We start from the raw sequence: 20,293 nt of genomic DNA, 5'->3' as shown, positions 1-20,293 counted from the left end.
CCCATTCCCACACTGGCCCCGTCCCCGCCGCGCCGGATTCACGCGCGGCGGGGTCATGGACCTGCCCGCGTGGTGGCTTTGTCCGAGCGCGGGCCTGCAATGCCAGAAAAACAATAATCCGGAGGCAGTATGCCCAAGGCAGCAAGAAAGGAGTGCCGGCGCGCCGGCCAGCCGCCGTACCTGCGCGAGTTGCTCGCAGTGGCCGTGGCATTGAGCAGCGGGGCGGCGAGCGCCCTGCCGACCCTCGAACTCGGCGAGTCGACCACCCTCGAATCGTCGCTGACGGTCAACTACACCGCCTCGGTGCGGACCGAGAAGCCCGCCGACGAGTACCTCAACGATATCAACTCCGACGACGGCACGCGCAACTTCGACCGTGGTTCGCTGATCACCAACCGCGTCAGCCTGTTCGGCGAGGCGCTGCTGCGCCACGACAACGTCGGCGCCATGGTCCGCGCCAGCCACTTCTACGATGCGGCCTACCACGGCAGCAACGACAACGACTCGCCGGCCACCGTCAACAAGTTCGGCGCCCACGACCACTTCATCGAGAAGACCCGCGAGCGCAGCGGCGGCGAGTTCCGCCTGCTGGACGCCTTCGTGTTCGGTAGCTGGAATTTCGACGACCGCTACCTGTCGGCGAAGGCCGGTCGCCACCTGGTGGCCTGGGGCGAGAGCCTGTTCTGGCCGAACATCAGCCAGGGCCAGGCGCCGGTGGACGCCACCAAGTTCAACGTGCCGGGCACCGAGGCCAAGGACGCCTACCTGCCGGTCGGCCAGCTGTCGGCATCCTTCTCGCTGACCGACGACCTGACCCTGGTCGGCTTCTGGCAGTACGAGTGGGAGGAGACCCTGATCAACCCGGTGGGCGACTTCTTCGGCAGCGACTACTTCGGACCGGGCGCGCAGTTCTTCCGTCTGCCCGGGGGGGCAGTGGTCAACTACGCCGGCGAGGTGGAGCCGGATGACGATGGCCAGTGGGGCCTGGGCTTGCGCTACCAGCTGGCGCAGAACACCGAGGTCGGCCTCTACCACTACCGCTACCACGACCGGGTGCCGGCGCTGTTCTTCGATTTCACCGGCAACACCCAGTACTCCTCGCTCAAGCGCGTGGGCCGCGGTACCGGGCCGGGCAACGCGCCTGCCTACCAGCTCGGCTACTTCGACGACATCGCCCTGACCGGGTTGAGCCTGAGCACCAAGCTCGGCGATGCGGTGCAGATCGGCAGCGATCTCAGCTACCGCGAGGACGCCGCGGTCTACCTGTCCAACGGCGCGCCGACCCGCGGCAACCTGATCCAGGGCAACCTCAACGCCGTGTACATGATCGGCCCGAGCGCACTGGCCCACCAGACCACGCTGATGGGCGAGGTGGTGCACCAGCGCATCGACAGCGTCGAGGATCTGGTCGTGACCGGCGGCATTCAGAACGGCACCTTCGACGACTTCGAGTACGACGGCCAGACCCGCGGCAGCACGCTGGTCGGCGTCGGCGCGATGTTCGACTACCCGAGCCTGTTCAGCGGCTGGGACCTGACCACCAAGGTGTTCTGGAACCAGAACGTCTCCGGCAGCGCCTATTCGGGCCTGGGCCGCGACGAGAAGCGCATCACCGTCGGCGGCGACTTCAAGTACCTGGGCAACTTCCAGGTCGGCCTGACCTACGTCGGCTACCTCGGCTCGGCCGACATCGCCAACGGCCGCACCCTGGCGGATCGCGACTACCTGTCGCTGAACGCCAAGTACACCTATTGAGAAGGGGAGGGACCCATGAAGAAGCACACGCAACTCGCCAGCCTGTTCGCCTGCGGCGCGCTGTTCGCGCTCGCCATGCCGGCACTGGCCAAGACCGATGAAGCGGCCCAGCTGGACAGCAGCACCCTCACCTGCATGGGCGCCGAGCGCGCCGGCAACGCCGACGGCAGCATTCCGGAGTATTCCGGCAAGTGGCTGGGCGCGCCGCCCCATGTGAATTTCCAGGGCACCGGCAACCATCCGCTCGATCCCTATGCGGACGAGAAGCCGCTGTTCACCATCACCGCGGCGAACATGGCCGAGTACGAGCAGCACCTCACCGACGGCATGAAGGCGCTGTTCCGGCAGTATCCGGAGACCTTCCGCATGCCGGTCTATCCCTCGCACCGCGACTTCCGCTTCAACGACAGCGTGTGCCAGGCGACCAAGGCCAACGTCGGCTACGCGCACCTGACCGATGACGGCGAGGGCGTGGTGGCCAAGACCGGCGGCACGCCATTCCCGCTGCCGAAGACCGGCCTGGAGCTGCTGAAGAACGCCTCGCTGTTCACCGTGCGCGCGTGGACCGAGGAATACGTCTCGGACAACGCCTATGTGCTGCGCGACGGCAAGGTCAACTGGGGCCGCGTGCACTCGAAGAACCTGGCACCGCACCTGGAGCCGGGGCGCATCGGCGACACCAGCGGCCAGTCGTCCTTCTACCTCAACGAGACCCTGCTGCCGCTGCGCGACAAGGGCGAGGTGAACACCGGCATGGAGTTCTGGAACGACAAGACCGAGCCGCGCCAGAGCTGGCGTTACGACCCGGGCACCCGCCGCGTGCGCCAGGCCCCCGGCTATGGCTTCGACATGGCGTTCCCCGGCACCGGCGGCTCGATCACCGTGGATGAGGTACGGCTGTTCAACGGTTCCGGCCAGCGCTACGACTGGAAGATCGTCGAGAAGAAGGAGCTGTACATCCCCTACAACGCCTATCGCATCCACTCGCCGGAGCTGAAGTACGCCGACCTGCTCAAGCCGGGCCATATCGACCCGACCCACATGCGCTACGAGAAGCACCGCGTGTGGGTGCTGGAAGGCACCCTCAAGACCGACTATCGCCACCTGTACGGCAAGCGTCGCCTGTACATCGACGAGGACACCTGGTTCCCCATCGTCGCCGACAACTACGACAGCCGCGGCGAGCTGTGGCGCACCTCGATGCTCAACTTCTTCTACGCCTACGAGACCCAGACGATGCAGGCCGGTGTCGGCCTGTACCACGACCTGCTGGAGAACACCTATCTGGCGTTCAACCTGATCAACGAGCAGCCCAAGGGCTTCAAGCTGAACGTGGCGGGCTTCCGCCCGGCGATGTTCGGACCGGAGGCGGCCCGCCGGGGCGGTCTGTGATGGACGGGGCAGGGGGCGCGTGCGCCCCTTGCCTCGCTGCGGGCACCAGCTACGCCGAGCTGCAGGGGCTGATCGGCCTGGTCTACGACGGCCTGCTCGAGGACAAGCCGTGGAACGCCCTGCTCGACGCCCTGCGCCGGCAGTTCCGCGCCAACTACGCCTCGCTGACCATCCGCCTGCCCAGCGCCGAGGACCGCGGCCTGGTGGTGTTCGCCGGCGAGGCGCGGCCGCACATCCATGCCCTCTACAGCAGCTCGCTGTACACGGTCGATCCGTTCGTCAACCTGCCGCGCGACACCGTGGTGATGCTCGAGGAGCTGATCGACGAGCGCGAGTGGCTGGCCAGCGTGATCTACCGCGATTTTCTCGAACCGCTGCAGGTGCGCTACATGATGGGCGCCGACATCCGCAGCGACGACGGCCGCGAGCGCGAGTTCCGTCTGCGTCTGAGCCGCCCGCCGCAGAGCGGGCCGTTCAGCGAGACGGAGCGGGCTCTGTGCGCCCTGTTGCTGCCGCATCTGCGGCGCGCGCTGCGCCTGTACGCCCACCTCGACCGGGTGGAGAGCGCCTGCCGGCTGTACGTCGGCACCCTGGAGCGCATCGGCATCGGCTCGATCCTGCTCGACGAGAGCGGCGGCATCTGCCGGATCAACAAGGTCGCCGAGGAGATCCTCGCCGAGGGCGACAGCCTGCAGCTGCACAACGGCATGCTCGAAGCCGTCGCCCCGCGCGACGACCGCCGCCTGTGGCGACTGATCAAGCAGGCCGCCGCCGGCCGCAACGGCAGCGGCCTGGTGGAGGCCATCGCCCTGGATCGCGGCGGCCAGCCCGGCGGCCTCAGCGTACTGGTGCGCAGCATCCCGCTCACCGCCAGCGCCGAAGCCGGCCGCGCCGCGGCCGTCGAGCTGATCCTGCGCGACAGCAGCCGCCCGGCACAGCCTTCCGAACCCCTGCTGCGCCAGCTCTACCAGCTCACCCCGGCCGAAGCCGCACTGGCCGTGCTGCTCGGCGAAGGCCTGACTCTCGAGGAAAGTGCCAGCCGCCTCGGCATCAGCCGCAACACCGCCCGCAGCCACCTGCGCGCGGTGTTCGCCAAGACCGGGGTGAAGCGGCAGACCGCGCTGGTGCAGCTGTTGTTGTGCAGTGTGGTGGCGTTGGATTGAGGGGCGTGAGCCGATTGCGGCGGTTATTCGGCTCATCTGGTGAGCCGAATAGGTGGATTAATCGGCTCAGGGGCCAACTGGGCAGCTCCGGGAGCTGGCCGGACAATCGTGCGCGGCGTTCAGCAAGATACTCCGGTAGGGTGCGCCGTGCGCACCTTGTCCGCGTGCGGACAAACGGCGCACTGGATGGTGCGCAGGGCGCACCCCACGGCAAGGCGTGCGGGTCATTCCGACTCGCTTGTGTAGTCGCTATGACAGCTGTTTTTCGTGTCGTTTCGACCGCAAATGTCCGAGCTCTTCGCTAGGTTATTGATCTGCAAGCCCCCGCCCGCCTGGCACGGTTCCTGATTGGTCTTCTGCAACTGCTGAAACCCGTTGTGGAGGTACCTGAGATGTCCGGTGTGCTTGAATCCCCCAGCAAAGTCTTCCATCTGGCCAACAATCTGGTCGTGTCCGGCGTGGTCATCCTGCTCGTCGGCGTGCTCGGCGCCTACTGCTTCGACGAGGCCATCGGCCTCGGCCTGGTGGTCGGCTCGCACATGCTGACCATCGTCGGGCCGTCGCTGGTCAAGCTCGGCTATGTGATGCGGCTGTCGGTGCAGGACAAGCTGGTCGCCTGCTGAGGAAGGCCCTCAACGCCCCTCGAAGCGCGGCTTGCGCTTGTCGATGAACGCCTGCATGCCTTCCTTCTGATCGCGCGAGGCGAACAGCAGGGCGTTGGCCTTGCGTTCCAGGGCCAGGCCCGCCTCCAGCGAGGCGTCCATGCCGGCGAGGATCACTTCCTTGATCTGCTCGGCGGCCAGCGGCGGCATGGCGGCGATGTCGCGGGCCATCTCCAGGGCGCGTTCCTGCACCTCGGTGTCGTCGACCAGCTCGCTGACCAGCCCGGCGACCCAGGCTTCCTCGGCGCTGATCGGCGCGCCGGTGAGCGCCATGCGCATTGCCTTGGCCTTGCCCACCGCGCGCACCAGGCGCTGGGTGCCGCCGATGCCGGGCATGATGCCGATGCGGATTTCCGGCTGGCAGAAGCGCGCGCTGCGCCCGGCGATGATGATGTCGGCGTGCATCGCCAGCTCGCAGCCGCCGCCGTAGGCGTAGCCGCACACCGCGGCGATCACCGGCTTGGGGCAGTGCTGGATCGGCGCCCAGACCCGCTCGGTGTGGCGCTGGTAGATGTCGATGGCGCCGACCCCGGCCATGCTGGTGATGTCGCCGCCGGCGGCGAACACCTTGTCGCCCCCGGTGAGCACGATGCAGCGCACCGCCGGGTCCTCGCCCAGTTCGGCGAAGTGCCGGGAGAGCAGCGCCTGCAGCTCCAGGCTGAGGGCGTTGGTGGCCTGCGGGCGGTTCAGGCGCAGGCGGGCGACGCCTTCGGCGGGAAAGTCGAGAAGCACGGGAACAAGGTTGTCGGCGGACATGCGCGACCTCTCTGCAAGACGGGAGCGATGGGCGATTGTTCGCAGGTGCGGGGCCGTCACTCATCGTCCGTTTGAACGACGAGTTCGGCGACGGCCAGTCCCTAGAGTGAAGCCATGCAGCTATCAAGGAGCATGCAATGGCCACTCAGAACCTCGATTTCACCGGCAAGGTGGTGCTGGTCACCGGCGGCACCAAGGGCGTCGGCGCGGGCATCGCGCAGAGCTTCCTCGCCGCCGGCGCCCGCGTGCTGGTCTGCGGTCGCAACGCCCCGGAGGCGCTGCCGCAAGCCGACGGCCGCCAGGCCGAATTCCTCCCCGCCGACGTGCGCGACGCCGACTCGCTGGCCACCCTGTTCGCGGTGATCGAGGAGCGCTGCGGGCGCCTCGACGTGCTGGTCAACAACGCCGGCGGCAGCCCCCACGTGCTGGCCGGCGAGGCCTCGCCGCGCTTCCACGAGGGCATCATCCGCCTCAACCTGATCGCCCCGCTCAACGTCGCCCAGCACGCCAACCGGCTGATGCAGCGCCAGGAAGAGGGCGGGGTGATCGTGTTCATCGGCAGCATCAGCGCCCTGCGCCCGTCGCCGGGCACCGCCGCCTACGGCGCGGCCAAGGCCGGCGTGCTGGCGCTGGTGACCTCGCTGGCGGTGGAGTGGGCGCCGAAGGTGCGCGTGGTCACCGTCAGCCCGGGCCTGGTGCGCACCGAGCAGGCGCACCTGCACTACGGCGACGAGGCGGGCATCGCCGCGGTCGCCGGCACCATCCCGGCCGGACGCATGGCCACTCCCGAGGACATCGGCAACGCCTGCCTGTTCATCGCTTCCCCGCTGGCCGGCTACGCCAGCGGCTGCAACCTCCTGCTGCACGGGGGCGGGGAAAGTCCCGCCTTCCTTGCCGCAGCCAATTCCGCCCATCAATGACCGAAGCCGGCGCGTCCGCCGTGCGGCGGGCCGCCCTCAACTCCGAGGAGAACATCTTGGCTGAACAAGAATTCATGCCCGCCGTGCGGGCCATGGTGGGACGCGAGTACGGTCGCGTCTACGCCTGGGACGCGGTCAACGCGCCGATGATCCGCCAGTGGTGCGAGGTCATGGGCATCGACAACCCGCTGTACCTCGACGCCGACTACGCCGCCACCACGGAGCACGGCAGCATCGTCGCGCCGCCGGCGATGCTGCAGGCCTGGTGCCTGGAAGGCCTGCATCAGAACAACTACGCGCCGGGGTCCACCGACGCCAACCCCTACGAGGTGCTCAAGCTGCTGGAGGCCAACGGCTTCGCCTCGGTGGTGGCGGTCAACTCCGACCTGAGCTTCGACCGCTACGTGAAACTCGGCGAGAAGCTCTACTACACCACCCGCCTCGACGCGGTGGGCGATGAGAAGACTACCGCGCTGGGCACCGGCTACTTCGTCACCCTGGTGATGAGCTTCTTCTCCGAGCAGCCCGAAGGCGACGAGCCGGTTGGCCAGTTGCTGTTCCGCGTGTTCAAGTTCCGTCCGGCCAACCCGGTCAAGCCGGCCGCCGAGGGCGACAGCGCCTCTGCCATCCCGAAGATCAAGCGGCCCAAGCCCGGCATCAGCGACGACACCCGCTTCTTCTGGGAAGGCTGCGCCGAAGGCAAGCTGCTGATCCAGCGCTGCACCGCCTGCAACACCCTGCGCCATCCGCCGGCACCGGTGTGCGCCAGCTGCCATTCCTTCGACTGGGACAGCGTGCAGTCCTCCGGCAAGGGCACGATCTATTCCTTCGTGGTCATGCACTACCCGGAAGTGCCGCCGTTCGACTACCCGAACCCGATCGGCCTGATCGAGCTGGAGGAGGGCGTGCGCCTGACCGCCGGCCTGGTCGGCGTCAAGCGCGACGAGCTGGCCATCGGCCAGGCCGTGCAGGTCGAGTTCCACACCTTCGACGACGAACTGATCCTGCCGCTGTTCCGGCCGGTCGCGCAGTGAGGAGAGGACCATGGACTTCGAACTGAACGAGGAACAGCGCGCCATCGCCGAGATGGCCGGCAGCCTGTTCGCCGACTACTGCACCGACGACCGCCTGCGCGCCTTCGACGGCTCCGGCGAGCCGTTCATGGGCGCGCTGTGGCAGAGCTGCGTGGAAACCGGCCTGCACGCCCTGGCCATCCCCGAGGACTTCGGCGGCAGCGGCCTGGGCATGACCGAGCTGATGCTGGTGCTGGAAGCCCAGGGCCGCGCGCTCGGCCAGGTGCCGCTGTGGCGCCACCAGCTGGCCGCCGCCACCCTGGCGAAATTCGCCCCTGACGCCGCCGCCGAGACCGTGCAGGCCGCCGCCGAGAGCCAGCGCCTGCTGACCCTGGCGCTCGACGGTCTGGCCAACGCCAAGGGCATCGCCCTCGAGGCCAGCGAAGTGGAAGGCGGCTGGCAGCTGGACGGCACGGCGTCCGCCGTGCCGCTGGGCGCCAACGTCTGCCAGGCCCTGCTGCTGGCCAAGGTGGCCGGCGCGCCGCGCCTGCTGCTGGTCGACCTGCGCGTGGCCGGCATCGACAAGACCGCCGGGGTGTTCACCCAGGGCGAGGCGGTCGCCGACCTGCGCTTCAGCTCCGTGGTGGTGCCGACCGCGGCGCTGCTGCCGGTCGCCGCGCTGGACTGGCTGGAAAGCCGCGCCATCGCCGCGCTGGCCGCCCTGCAGCTGGGCGTCTCCGTCGAGCAGATCCGCCGCACCGTGGAATACGTCAACGAGCGCCGCCAGTTCGACCGCGCCATCGGCAGCTTCCAGGCGGTGCAGATGAGCATGGCCGACGCGCACATCGCCGTCGAAGCGCTGCGCTCGGCGCTCTGGCAGCTGGTCTGGCGCCTCGACGCCGGCCTGCCGGCGACTTCCGAGGCGCTGGCGACCAAGTATCTCGCCTGCGAGGCCGGCCACCTGGTCGGCCACAAGGCGCAACACGTGCACGGCGGCATCGGCGTCGACCTGACCTATCCGATCCACCGCTACCTCTACTGGAGCCGCGCCCTGGGCATCACCCTCGGTGGCAGCGCCGCGACCCTCGAGCGCCTCGGCGACTGGCTGGCCAACAACGACAAGCTGGGATGGAAATATGACCTCGAAGAAAACCAAGGCATTTGACGAAGTGCTCCCCGGCCAGGCGCTGCCGGAGCTGGCGATCCCGATCACCGTGCAGCTGATCACCGCCGGCGCCATCGCCACCCGCGACTACTTCCCCGGCCACCACGACAAGGACGCCGCGCGCGAACTCGGCTCGCCGCACGTGTTCATGAACATCCTCACCACCAGCGGCCTGGTGCAGCGCTACGTCGAGGAGTGGGCCGGCCCCGCCGCGCGCTTCGCCGACCTGAAGATCAAGCTGGGCGCGCCCAACTACCCGGGCGACACCATGACCTTCAGCGGCGAAGTGACCGCTCAGGACGCCGCCAGCCGCACCGTGCAGGTGACGCTCAAGGGCAAGAATTCCATGGGCAACCACGTGACCGGCACGGCCACGCTGGTGCTGCCGTAAGGCGCAGGAGACAGGATATGACCAGCAATTCGATTTCCGGACGCGCGGCCATCGTCGGCCTCGGCGCGACCGAATTCTCCAAGAACTCCGGGCGCACCGAGCTGCGCCTGGCCATGGAAGCCACCCTGGGCGCGCTGGCCGACGCCGGCATCGACCCGTCCGAGGTGGAGGGCTTCAGCTCCTACACCATGGACAACGTGCCGGAGTACGAGGTGGCGCGCCTGCTCGGCTGCAAGAACGTCAAGTTCTTCTCGCAGATCCCCCACGGTGGCGGCGGCGCCTGCGCGCCGCTGATGCACGCGGCGATGGCCGTGGCCACCGGCGTGGCCAAGGTGGTGGTGGTGTACCGGGCGATGAACGAGCGTTCCTGGTACCGCTTCGGCAAGCCGCACGACTTCGGCGGTGCGCCGATCTTCGACGCGGTCAACTACGGCTGGTACATGCCGCACGGTTTCCACACCCCGGCCGCCTGGGTCGGCATGTTCGCCCAGCGCTACATGCACACCTATGGCGCCACCAGCGAGGACTTCGGCCGCGTGGCCGTGGCGGTGCGCGACTTCGCCGCCACCAACCCGGCGGCGTTCTTCTACGGCAAGCCGATCACCCTGGAAGAACACCAGGCCTCGCGCTGGATCTGCGAACCGCTGCACCTGCTCGACTGCTGCCAGGAGTCCGACGGCGCGGTGGCCATGGTCATCACCTCGGCCGAACGCGCCCGCGATCTCCGGCAGAAGCCGGTGATCATCAAGGGCGCCTCGCAGGGCATCGCCGAGGGCCAGCAGAGCATGACCTCGTTCTACCGCGAGGACATCACCGGCCTGCCGGAGATGGGCGTGGTCGCCCGCGAGCTGTACGCGCAGTCCGGCCTCGGCCCGCAGGACCTGCAGACCGCGGTGATCTACGACCACTTCACCCCGTTCGTGCTGCCGCAGCTGGAGGAGTTCGGCTTCTGCAAGCGCGGCGAGGCCAAGGACTTCATCCGTGACGGCCTGCACGCCCGCGGCGGCAGCCTGCCGATCAACACCCACGGCGGCCAGCTCGGCGAGGCCTACATCCACGGCATGAACGGCGTGGCCGAGGGCGTGCGCCAGGTGCGCGGCACCTCGGTCAACCAGGTCGCCGGCGCGGAGAACGTGCTGGTCACCGCCGGTACCGGCGTGCCGACCAGCGGCCTGATCCTGGGCGCAGCATAAGGAGCGCGACATGTTCGTCGATCTGACCCCCGAGCAACACGCCCTGCGCCTCAAGGTGCGGGACTACTTCCAGAACCTGATGACTCCCGAGCTGCGCAGCGAGCTGCGCGGCAAGGAAGGCGGCGATCTGTACCGCCAGACCATCCGCCAGATGGGCCGCGACGGCTGGCTGGCGGTCGGCTGGCCGAAGGCGCACGGCGGCCAGGGCTACGCGGCCACCGAGCAGCTGATCTTCTTCGAAGAGGCCAACATCGCCGGCGCGCCGCTGCCCTTCGTCACCATCAGCACCGTCGGTCCGGCGCTGATGGAGTACGGCACCGCGCTGCAGAAGGAGAAGTTCCTGCCCGGCATCGCCGCCGGCGAGATCATCTTCGCCATCGGCTACTCCGAGCCGGATGCCGGCAGTGACCTGGCGGTGCTGAAGACCACCGCGCGCCCGGAAGGCGACCACTTCGTGGTCAACGGCAACAAGCTGTGGACCTCCGGCGCCGAGGCGGCCGACTACATCTGGCTGGCCGCGCGCACCGACCCGGAGCGCCCGCGCCACAAGGGCGTGTCGATCCTGATCCTCGACACCCAGCTGCCGGGCTTCTCGACCACGGTGATCCCGACCTGCAGCAACCCGACCGCGGCCACCTACTACGACAACGTCAAGGTGCCGGCCGACATGCTGGTGGGCGAGCTGAACGGCGGCTGGAAGCTGATCACCGCGCAGCTCAACCACGAGCGCCTGGGGCTCGGCTCCTGGGCGGACAAGGTGGCCGGGCTGTTCCGCCGCGTCTACCTGTGGGCCAGGAGCGCCGACGAGCAGGGCCGCCGCGCCGTCGACCACGGCTGGGTGCGCAGCGCGCTGGCCGAGTGCTACGCGCGCCTGGAGGCGATGCGCCTGATCAACTTCCGCATCGCCGCCGACCTCGAGCGCGGGCAGATGGGCGTGGCGCTGGCCTCGACCACCAAGGTCTACGGCGCCGAGTCGGCCATCGAGATCCTGCGCAAGCTGTCGGAGATCGTCGGTGCCAACGGCCTGATCCGCGAGGGTTCGGCGGCCTCCCTGCTGCAGGGCGAGCTGGAGTACGAGGTGCGCGCCTCGGTGACCCTGACCTTCGGCGGCGGCACCAACGAGATCCAGCGCGAGCTGATCGCCCAGTTCGGCCTCGGCATGCCGCGCGGGCGCTGAGGGCAGGCGCCCGGGCGTTCGCATCGCGGGCTTCCGGGCCGCGCCGATCCACTGTAGGAGCGAATTTATTCGCCAAAATGCCCCGCAAGGCGAATGAACTCGCCCCTACAGGGTGGGAGGCGAAATCCGCTACATTGCCGCTGGGGGCACGGCCCCCGGCGCAAACCAGAAGGACAACAACAGATGAGCGCAATCGACGATTTCCGCCAGGAAACGCGGGCCTGGCTCGAGGCCAACTGCCCGCCCTCGCAGCGCACCCCGACGCCCGAGGGCGAGCTGGTGTGGGGCGGCAGCCAGGTCGAGTTCAGCAGTGAAGACCAGCGCCTGTGGTTCGAGCGCATGCGCGACAAGGGCTGGTTCTGCCCGGACTGGCCGACCGAATACGGCGGCGGCGGGCTGTCGCCCGCGCAGGTGGCCGTGCTGGAAAGCGAGCTGCGCCGGCTCAAGTGCCGGCCGCCGCAGATCAACCTGGGGATATGGATGCTCGGCCCGGTGCTGCTCGAATACGGCAGCGAACAGCAGAAGCGCGACCTGCTCACGCCCATGGCGCGCGGCGAGATCCGCTGGTGTCAGGGCTTCTCCGAGCCGAACGCCGGCTCCGACCTGGCCAGCCTGAAGACCAGCGCCCGCGACGAGGGCGACCACTTCGTGGTCAACGGCACCAAGATCTGGACCTCCTACGGCGACAAGTCCGACTGGATGTACGCCCTGGTGCGCACCGATGCCAGCGCGCCCAAGCACCTGGGCATCAGCCTGATCGTGCTGGACATGCGCTCGCCGGGCATCAGCGTCAGCCCGATCGACCTGATCAGCGGCAAGTCGGCGTTCTGCCAGGTGTTCTTCGACAACGTCAAGGTGCCGAAGAGCCAGCTGATCGGCCCGCTCAACGGCGGCTGGACGCTGGGCAAGAGCCTGCTGCAGCACGAGCGCAAGGCCATGTCCAAGTTCGGCGAGACCAGCCTGCCGAACCACTTCCACCTGTTGCCGCTGGTCGAGCGCTACCTGCCCGAACCGCGCAGCGCGGCCGACCAGGCCCTGCGCGCCCGCGCGCTGGCCTGTGCGATGGACGAGCACGCCTACGGCCTCACCGTGCAGCGCATGGGCGAGGAGGCGCGCAGCGGCCAGGACATCTCCGGGCTGATGGCGATCATGAAGCTGGTGCACAGCGAGCAGGATCGCGAGAAGTTCGAGATTCTCCTCGACGCCCTCGGCTACCACGCCCTCGGCTGGGAAGGCGACGCCTTCACCAGCGAAGAGCTGGCGATCACCAAGGCCTGGCTGAACGGCTTCGCCCTGACCATCGCCGGCGGCGCCTCGGAAGTTCAACTCAACGTCATCGCCAAGCGTGTGCTCGGCCTGCCGGACGCCAAGTGAGGAGCACGCCATGAGCCTGATTTTCAACCAAGAACAACGGCTGCTGGCCGACACCGCGCGCGAATTCCTCGCCGCGCGCAGCCCGGTGGCCGCCCAGCGCCGCCTGCGCGACGAAGGCGCGCCGCTCGGCTTCGACGCCGCCCTGTGGAGCGAGATGGTCGCGCTGGGCTGGAGCGCCATCCCGTTCCCCGAAGATTTCGGCGGCCTGGACTTCGGCTGCCAGAGCCTCGGCCCGCTGTTCGAGCAGATCGGCCGCAACCTCAGCGCCAGCCCGCTGCTGTCCAGCGTGGTGCTGTCTGGCTCTCTGCTGCAGCTGGCCGGTACGCCTGAGCAGCAGCAACGCTGGCTGCCGGCGCTGATCGCAGGCGACAAGCGCCTCGCCCTGGCCATAGACGAGACGGGTCGTCACGATCCGCTGGCCACCGAGCTGCGCGCCGAGCGCAGCGAGGCCGGCTGGCGGCTGTCCGGCGCCAAGCTGTTCGTGGTCGACGGTGTCCAGGCTGATGCCTACCTGGTGCTGGCGCGCACCGCCGGTCAGCGCGGCGAGGCCCACGGCCTGTCGCTGCTGCTGGTCGAAGCCGGTGCGCCGGGCCTGACGGTCGCCCCGGCGGCGCTGATCGACTCGCGCAACTGCGCGCGCCTGCAGTTCGACGGCGTGACGGTCGGCGCGGACGCGCTGGTCGGCGAACTCGACAACGGCCTGCCGGCGCTGGAAACGGCGCTGGATCGCGGTCGCGTGTGCCTGGCCGCCGAACTGCTCGGCGCCGCCGAGACGCTGTTCGCCACCACCCTCGACTACCTGAAGACCCGCGTGCAGTTCGACGCGCCGATCGGCTCGTTCCAGGCCCTGCAGCACCGCGCCGCGCGTCTGTACGTCGAGCTGGCGCTGGCGCGCAGCGCGGTGATGGCCGGCCTCGCCGCCCTCGACGATGCCAGCCTCGATGCTGGCGAGCGCGCCCGCCTGGCCAGCCTGGCCAAGTGGAAGGCCGGGGTCGCCGCCGACAAGGTGAGCAACGAGGCGGTACAGATGCACGGCGGCATCGGCGTCACCGACGAGCTGGACGTCGGCCTGTACCTCAAGCGCATCCGCGTCGCCCAGGCCTGCCTCGGCGACAGCGACTATCACTGCCAGCGCTACGGCGCGCAGGCCTGAACAGGGGGAGCGGCAGATGACTGTGGAAAACTGGCAAACCGCCTGGCGACAACTGAGCGGCCCCGGCTCGCCCTACGAGGTGGTGACGCCTGACGACGGCGGCCCGCGCTATTTTCGCAACGCCCAACCGGACCTGCTCACCGCGCTGAACGCCGGGCGCGCCCACGGCGAGCGCGAGTTCGTGGTCTGGGAGGACCAGCGGCTGACCTTCGCCGAGTTCTTCGCCCAGGTCGACCGCCTGGCTACCCAACTGCGCACGCGTTTCGGCGTGCGCAAGGGCGACCGCGTGGCCATCGCCATGCGCAACCAGCCGGCCTGGCTGGTGGCCTTCGTCGCCGCGGTGGCCAGCGGCGCCATCGTGGTGCCGCTGAACAGCTGGGGCCAGCGCGAGGAGCTGCTGCACGGCCTGGAGGATTCCGGCTCGCGCGTGCTGCTGTGCGACGCGGCGCGCCTGGCGCTGGTCGAGGGCGATCTCGAGCCGCTCGACCTGCAGGCCATCGCCGTCGGCGCGCCGGGGCAGGGTCGGTGGGTGTGTGACTACGAGGCGCTGCTCGCCGAGGACGTTGCACTCCTGCCGCCACCGGTGTTCCAGCCCGACGACCCGCTGCTGATCCTCTACACCTCCGGCACCACCAGCAAGCCCAAGGGCGTGCTGTCCTCCCATCGTGCGGTGTGCCAGGCGCTGGCCGCCCTGGAATTCCAGGGCGCCTTCGCCGCCATGAGCTCGCCGCAGCGCATCAAGGCAATCATCGACAGCGGCTTCGCGCCGACCAACCTGATGGCCGTGCCGCTGTTCCATGTCAGCGGCCTGCACGCGCAGTTCCTGCTGGCCCTGCGCGGCGGACGGCGCCTGGTGCTGATGTACAAGTGGGACTCCGAACGCGCCCTCGACCTGATCGAGCGCGAGCGCTGCACCCAGTTCAGTGGCTCGCCGGCGATGATGCAGCAACTGCTGGCCTCGCCGCGCTTCGCCAGCGACGCCACCGCCAGCCTGTTCGGCTTAGGGTTAGGCGGTGCGGCGGCCAACCCGGGGCTGCTGGCGCAACTGACCAGCGTCAAGCCGAACGCCGTCGGCGGCGCCGGTTACGGCATGACCGAGAGCAACAGTGTCGGCGCGGCCATCGGCGGCGACCAGTTCGTCTACAAGCCGGCCTGTGTCGGCTGGCCGCTGCCCATCGTCGAGGTACGCATCGGCGACACGCCCGATGCACCGCAGGCGCCGGGCGTGGAAGGGCAGATCTGGCTGCGTTCGCCGACCCTGATGAGCTGCTACTGGGGCTTGCCGGCGGCCACCGCCGAGGCGCTGCAGGACGGCTGGCTGGCCACCGGCGACGTCGGCTGCCTGGACGAGGAGGGCTTCCTGCGCATCACCGACCGGCTCAAAGACCTGATCAACCGCGGCGGCGAGAAGGTCGCCGCCGCCGAGGTCGAGGCCTGCGCCAGCGGCCTGGACGGGGTGATCGAGGCGGCCGCCTTCGCCGTGCCGGACGAGCGCATGGGCGAGGCGGTGGCGCTGGTGGCGCGGGTGCGCGAGGGCTGCGGGGTGGACGAGGTGGCGCTGCACGCGCACATCGCCGCCCACCTGGCGGCCTTCAAGGTGCCCGAGCACCTGCAGGTCGTGCACGCCGAGCTGCCGCGCAACGCCTCCGGCAAGCTGCTCAAGCGCGAGCTGCGCGAGGACTTCGTCCGCCGCTTCCTGCGCTAGATCCGCCTTCCAAGACGCGTCCCAGAGTGCGCCCGCACCCGAGCTTCCCCGGAAGGCTCGGGTGCGGGCGCTGGCGTTCTGCGCCGCCGCAAGGATGTGCCCATGATCCCGACCGGAAGCGGCGCGTTGTAGTCCTGATGGACGATGAGTTGGAGAACCCCCATTGGGAAACATGGACTCCGGCACCCAAGCCGGACCACCCCATCGGAGACCAACAACAATGAACAGAAAAGGTGTTGCGCTAGCCATAGCACTGGCGGTCAATGCAGGCCTGATCGCCAGCGCCCACGCCAAGGTAAGCCCCGAGGAAGCCGCCAAGCTCGGTAAGGAACTCACCTGCACCGGCGCCGAGCGCGCCGGCAACGCGGACGGCAGCATCCCCGCATTCACCGGCAAGTACCTGGGAGAGGTTCCCGGCTGGAACCACGTGCGCTTCTCCGGCCAGAAGCCGGTCGATCCCTACGCCGACGAGAAGCCGGTGGCGGTGATCACTGCGCAGAACATGGATCAGTACGCCGAGCGCCTGAGCGAAGGGCAGAAGGCGCTGCTCAAGCGTTATCCTGAGACCTACAAGATCAACGTCTACCCCGGCCATCGCGACTTCCGCTATCCGGACTACGTCTGCGAGCGGGCGAAGAAGAACGCCCTGACTGCCGAGCTGGAGAACGACGGCATGGGCGTCAAGGGGCTCGGCCAGGTGCCGTTCCCGATCCCGAAGAGCGCCATGGAGGTGCTGTGGAACCACCAGCTGCCGGTGCGCGCCTACACCGAGGACAACATCCGCGACATCGCCAGCGTGCTGCCCAACGGCAAGATCGCCTGGGGCCGCACCTGGCAGCGCAACATGTCGCAGGCCAACGACCCGAAGGTCGAGCCGGACACCGCCACCGGCATGCAGGCGATGAGCTGGAACACCACCCTCTCGCCCCAGCGCGAGAAGGGCACCATGAACATCGCCCATGAGCCGTACAACTTCGTCACCAGCGACCGCCAGGCGTGGACCTACAACCCGGGCACCCGTCGCGTGCGCCAGCTGCCGGGCTATGGCTTCGACCAGCCGATGATCGGCACCAACGGCACCATGATCATCGACGAGGACCGCCTGTTCAACGGGTCGCCCGAACGCTATCAGTGGAAGCTGCTCGGCAAGCGCGAGATGTACGTGCCGGCCAACGCATTCAAGGCCAACAGCGGCGAGGTCAAGTACGCCGACATCCTGACGCCCAACCACCCCAATCCCGATGTGCTGCGCCACGAGCTGCGCCGCGTCTGGGTGCTGGAGGCGACCCTCAAGGAAGGCTACCGCCACCTGTACAGCAAGCGCGTGCTGTTCATCGACGAGGACACCTGGAACGCGGTGATGGCGGACAACTACGATTCGCGCGGCGAGCTGTGGAAGTTTGCGTTCATCAACTACTACTACCACCCCGACATGAGCGCCTGGCAGGCGGGCTCGTCCTTCTACCACGACCTCAGCTCCGGACAGTACGTCGGCTACACCCTGACCAACGAGTCCAAGCGCGGGCCGATCCTCAACGAGGGCAAGTACGTCCCCAGCATGTACACGGCTGACGCCATCCGCGCCCAGGGCCGCTGAGGCCGGCATCGTCACAGAGTCGCTCCGTTCGGCCGCTCCCTTCGGGTGAGCGGCCCTTTTTTCGAGCATCGCCACGAAGGAGAAGGAGATGGGCAAGCTGCAGGACAGGGTCGCCATCGTCACCGGCGCCGGCATGGGCATCGGTCGCGGCATCGCCGGAGCGCTGGCTCGCGAGGGCGCCCGGGTGCTGGTGGCGGAAGTGAACGAGCAGGCCGGCGAGGAGACCGCGGCCTGGCTGCGCGAAACCTGGGGCGTCGACGCCGCTTTCCAGCGGGTCGACGTCACCGACAAGCAGCAGGTGCAGGCCATGGTGGCTGCCGCCGTCGAGCGCTTCGGTCGGCTGGACATCCTGGTCAACAACGCCTGGCGCGGCTCGGGCTACGCCAGGCTGGAAAATCTCGGCGACGAGCGTCTGCTCGGCGCCTTCAACATGGCGGTGATGGCCGCCTTCTGGGCCATGCAGGCGGCCCTGCCGGAGTTCCGCAAACGCGGCGGCGGGCGCATCATCAACCTGTGCTCGCTCAACGGGGTCAACGCCCACCTCTACACGGCCGACTACAACGCGGCCAAGGAGGCCCTGCGCACCCTGACCCGCAGCGCCGCCCGCGAGTGGGCAGCGGAGGGCGTCTGCTGCAACGTGATCTGCCCGGGCGCAGTCAGCGAGGCCTACCGGCGGTTCGCCGCGGCCAGCCCGGACAACGCCGCGGCCATCGCCGCCGCCAACCCGATGGGCCGGGTCGGCGATCCGCTCGACGACATCGGCCCGGTGGCCGCCTTCCTGGCCAGCGACGACGCCCGCTACCTGACCGGCAACACCCTGTTCGTCGACGGCGGCGCCCACATCAATGGCGTGGCCTGGGCGCCGCAGATGAAAGACTGACCGCACCGCTCTGTAGGGGCGAGTTAATTCGCCAACGTGGCCCTGTCAGGCGAATGAATTCGCCCCTGCAGGCTGTATGTGGCAACCGAGCGAACCATAACGATAAGAGGCGAGAATCATGGAAAAGGCGGATGGCCCGCAGGGTCAACTACAGGTCGAAACTGGCGAAGGCCTGCAGCTGCAGCGCCGGCAGCTTCTCAAGGCCGGCGCGGTGCTCGCCGGGGCGAGCCTGTTGCCGCGCTTCGGCATCGCCGCCAGCGGGCTGTCGCAACGCGAATATCTCGAGCTGGACGCCACGGCCATGGCCGAGCAGGTGCGCCGCGGCGCGATCAGCCCCGAGGAGCTGCTGGCCGCCGCCCTGGCGCGCTGCGATGCCGTCAATCCCAAGGTCAACGCCGTGGTGATGCGCCACGACGACTACGCCCGGCAGCTGCTGTCCGCCCGGAGCGGCCAGGGTCTGTCCCGCGAGGGCGCGCTGGCCGGCGTGCCCTTCCTGCTCAAGGACCTCAATACCTACCTGGCCGGCACCTCGACCAGCAACGGCTCGCGCTTCTTCAAGGACGCCCCGCCAGCCAAGTACACCAGCACCCTGGCCGCCCGCTACGAGGCCGCCGGCGCAGTGGCCTTCGGCAAGACCGCGGTGCCCGAATTTGGCCTGACCACCACCACCGAGTCGTTGCTGTGGGGCCAGACCCGCAACCCCTGGAATCTGGCGCACAGCGCCGGCGGTTCCTCGGGCGGCGCGGCGGCGGCGGTGGCCGCCGGCATAGTCCCGGCAGCCCATGCCACCGACGGCGGCGGCTCGATCCGCACTCCCGCCTCCTACTGCGGCCTGTTCGGTCTCAAGCCCAGCCGCTACCGCACGCCCAGCGGCCCCGGCAGGTTCGAGGGCTGGTTCGGCGCCAGTGCCGCCCACGTGGTGTCGCGCAGCGTGCGCGATTCGGCGCTGCTGCTCGATGTCGGCCAGGGCCACGAGCCGGGCAGCCCTTACTGGCTGCCGCCGCTGGAGCGGCCCTTCGTTGACGAGGTCGGCCGCGATCCGGGCAAGCTGCGCGTGGCGCTGATCGACCAGTCGCTGACCGGCCTGGCGCTGGACGCCGACATCCGCCGGGTGCTCGACGACACGGTCAAGCTGCTGCTGTCGCTCGGCCACGAGATCGAGCAGATCCCGCAGCCGGTGCAGCCGCAGCAGGTGTTCGGCGCCCACGGCGCGGTCGTCGGCACCGCACTGCTGACCGCGATCCGCGACCGCGAGCAGCTGCTTGGCCGTAGCGCCGGCGCGGACGACCTCGAACAGGTCACCCGCAAGGTGCTCGAGCGCGCCCAGGGCGTCAGCGGCGAAGCGCTGTTCCGCGCGCGACAGTCGTTCGAGGCGGTCAGCCTGGCGATGGAGCAGCTGTTCGAGCGTTTCGACGTGATCCTCTCGCCGGTCACCGCCACCCTGACCCCGGAACTCGGCAAGCTGCGCCTCAGCCAGCCTTGGGAAGACTACGCCGGCGCCGCCACCGGCAGCGCCGCGTTCACCGTGGTCGCCAACGTCAGCGGCCAGCCGGCGATGTCGGTGCCCTCCGGCTGGAGCGAGAGCGGCTTGCCGATCGGCATGATGTTCACCGCGCGGCTGGGCGGGGAGGGCCTGCTGTTCAGGCTTGCCGCCCAGCTGGAGCGCGAGCGGCCGTGGCAGGGGCGGCGGGCTGTGCTCTGAGGATCGCAGCTGCGAACGCCGCCCGGCCATGGGCGGCGTTTTGCATCCATCGGGGCGCGCCTGCACTCAGGTGTTGCCCGAACTTTCGATCTTCCGTGTGTTGACAACAGCCAGAATGGCTGTATTATTCGCGGCCCGCTTGGCTTGCATTGCTCGCCAGTCGAGGGTAAGTGATTGATTTTGAACGATTTTTCTGAAATCAACGCTTGACAGGTTGAAAAGGCTGCTGTAGAATGCGCGGCCTCGGTTGAGACGAAGCGGAAGCGCTGAGTGAATCGATCGAAACGCTCTTTAA

Annotated in this window: 17 protein-coding genes; 16 read left to right on the top strand and 1 reads right to left on the bottom strand. The window is 68.8% G+C overall.

The genetic code is table 11. The features are described from left to right. The first annotated feature begins 129 nt into the window (after nucleotides 1–129). The 4 genes from E5198_RS13005 (at nucleotide 130) to E5198_RS12990 (ending at nucleotide 4,933) form a co-directional block, all read left to right on the top strand. The gene (locus tag E5198_RS13005; protein WP_136490424.1) at nucleotides 130–1,755 is read left to right on the top strand and encodes a DUF1302 domain-containing protein; all 1,626 of its coding nucleotides are present in this window, start codon (nucleotides 130–132) and stop codon (nucleotides 1,753–1,755) included. Nucleotides 1,756–1,830: 75 nt separating this feature from the next. Beyond that, complete coding sequence (locus E5198_RS13000) at nucleotides 1,831–3,147, top strand: DUF1329 domain-containing protein (protein WP_256659100.1); 1,317 nt, start codon at nucleotides 1,831–1,833, stop codon at nucleotides 3,145–3,147. Continuing rightward, entirely contained in the window at nucleotides 3,147–4,310 is a 1,164-nt protein-coding gene (locus E5198_RS12995; RefSeq protein ID WP_136490422.1) for a helix-turn-helix transcriptional regulator, read from the top strand. Before E5198_RS13000 ends, E5198_RS12995 begins: the two co-directional genes overlap by 1 nt. Before the next feature lie 392 nt (nucleotides 4,311–4,702). Next, nucleotides 4,703–4,933, top strand: coding sequence for a hypothetical protein (locus E5198_RS12990; protein WP_136490421.1), 231 nt, complete (start codon nucleotides 4,703–4,705; stop codon nucleotides 4,931–4,933). 9 nt (nucleotides 4,934–4,942) lie between these two features. Here E5198_RS12990 and E5198_RS12985 read toward each other — a convergent pair whose 3' ends face one another. Then, nucleotides 4,943–5,728 carry an enoyl-CoA hydratase gene (locus E5198_RS12985; protein WP_136490420.1) on the bottom strand — a complete coding sequence of 262 codons (786 nt, stop codon included), beginning with the start codon at nucleotides 5,726–5,728 and terminating at the stop codon, nucleotides 4,943–4,945. A gap of 137 nt (nucleotides 5,729–5,865) precedes the next feature. On the opposite strand from E5198_RS12985, the gene E5198_RS12980 reads away from it, so the two are divergent. The 12 genes from E5198_RS12980 to E5198_RS12925 all read left to right on the top strand — a co-directional run bounded on the left by E5198_RS12980 (nucleotide 5,866) and on the right by E5198_RS12925 (nucleotide 19,998). After that, on the top strand, nucleotides 5,866–6,648 hold the full coding sequence (locus E5198_RS12980; RefSeq protein ID WP_136490419.1) for an SDR family oxidoreductase: 783 nt from the start codon (nucleotides 5,866–5,868) through the stop codon (nucleotides 6,646–6,648). 74 nt (nucleotides 6,649–6,722) lie between these two features. Beyond that, a complete protein-coding gene (locus tag E5198_RS12975; RefSeq protein WP_372239883.1) occupies nucleotides 6,723–7,682 on the top strand; it encodes an OB-fold domain-containing protein in 960 nt (319 codons plus the stop codon). Between the two features lie 10 nt (nucleotides 7,683–7,692). Then, entirely contained in the window at nucleotides 7,693–8,826 is a 1,134-nt protein-coding gene (locus tag E5198_RS12970) for an acyl-CoA dehydrogenase family protein (RefSeq protein WP_136490417.1), read from the top strand. Then, nucleotides 8,798–9,217, top strand: coding sequence for a MaoC family dehydratase (locus E5198_RS12965; RefSeq protein WP_136490416.1), 420 nt, complete (start codon nucleotides 8,798–8,800; stop codon nucleotides 9,215–9,217). The genes E5198_RS12970 and E5198_RS12965 overlap by 29 nt, the downstream gene beginning before the upstream one ends. 17 nt (nucleotides 9,218–9,234) lie before the next feature. Next, a complete protein-coding gene (locus E5198_RS12960; RefSeq protein WP_136490415.1) occupies nucleotides 9,235–10,410 on the top strand; it encodes a lipid-transfer protein in 1,176 nt (391 codons plus the stop codon). 10 nt (nucleotides 10,411–10,420) lie between these two features. Further along, nucleotides 10,421–11,587, top strand: a complete 1,167-nt coding sequence (locus tag E5198_RS12955) for an acyl-CoA dehydrogenase family protein (RefSeq protein WP_136490414.1) — start codon at nucleotides 10,421–10,423, stop codon at nucleotides 11,585–11,587. Between the two features lie 183 nt (nucleotides 11,588–11,770). Beyond that, nucleotides 11,771–12,961 carry an acyl-CoA dehydrogenase family protein gene (locus E5198_RS12950; RefSeq protein ID WP_136490413.1) on the top strand — a complete coding sequence of 397 codons (1,191 nt, stop codon included), beginning with the start codon at nucleotides 11,771–11,773 and terminating at the stop codon, nucleotides 12,959–12,961. Between the two features lie 10 nt (nucleotides 12,962–12,971). Next, nucleotides 12,972–14,114, top strand: coding sequence for an acyl-CoA dehydrogenase family protein (locus tag E5198_RS12945; protein ID WP_136490412.1), 1,143 nt, complete (start codon nucleotides 12,972–12,974; stop codon nucleotides 14,112–14,114). Nucleotides 14,115–14,130: 16 nt separating this feature from the next. Then, nucleotides 14,131–15,819: a class I adenylate-forming enzyme family protein gene (locus E5198_RS12940; RefSeq protein WP_136490411.1), complete on the top strand. Its 1,689-nt coding sequence runs from the start codon at nucleotides 14,131–14,133 to the stop codon at nucleotides 15,817–15,819. A gap of 220 nt (nucleotides 15,820–16,039) precedes the next feature. Further along, a complete protein-coding gene (locus E5198_RS12935; protein ID WP_136490410.1) occupies nucleotides 16,040–17,416 on the top strand; it encodes a DUF1329 domain-containing protein in 1,377 nt (458 codons plus the stop codon). Nucleotides 17,417–17,504: 88 nt separating this feature from the next. Then, nucleotides 17,505–18,296, top strand: coding sequence for an SDR family NAD(P)-dependent oxidoreductase (locus E5198_RS12930; RefSeq protein WP_136490409.1), 792 nt, complete (start codon nucleotides 17,505–17,507; stop codon nucleotides 18,294–18,296). A gap of 118 nt (nucleotides 18,297–18,414) precedes the next feature. Next, nucleotides 18,415–19,998 (top strand): amidase, encoded by a 1,584-nt coding sequence (locus tag E5198_RS12925; protein WP_136490408.1) that lies wholly within the window; start codon nucleotides 18,415–18,417, stop codon nucleotides 19,996–19,998. Nucleotides 19,999–20,293: the final 295 nt, after the last annotated feature.

The organism is Pseudomonas sp. A-1, assembly GCF_004801855.1.
Lineage (GTDB): Bacteria > Pseudomonadota > Gammaproteobacteria > Pseudomonadales > Pseudomonadaceae > Geopseudomonas.
The sequence above is the reverse complement of the archived record's forward strand: the minus strand, read 5'-3'. Positions and strand labels throughout refer to the sequence as shown.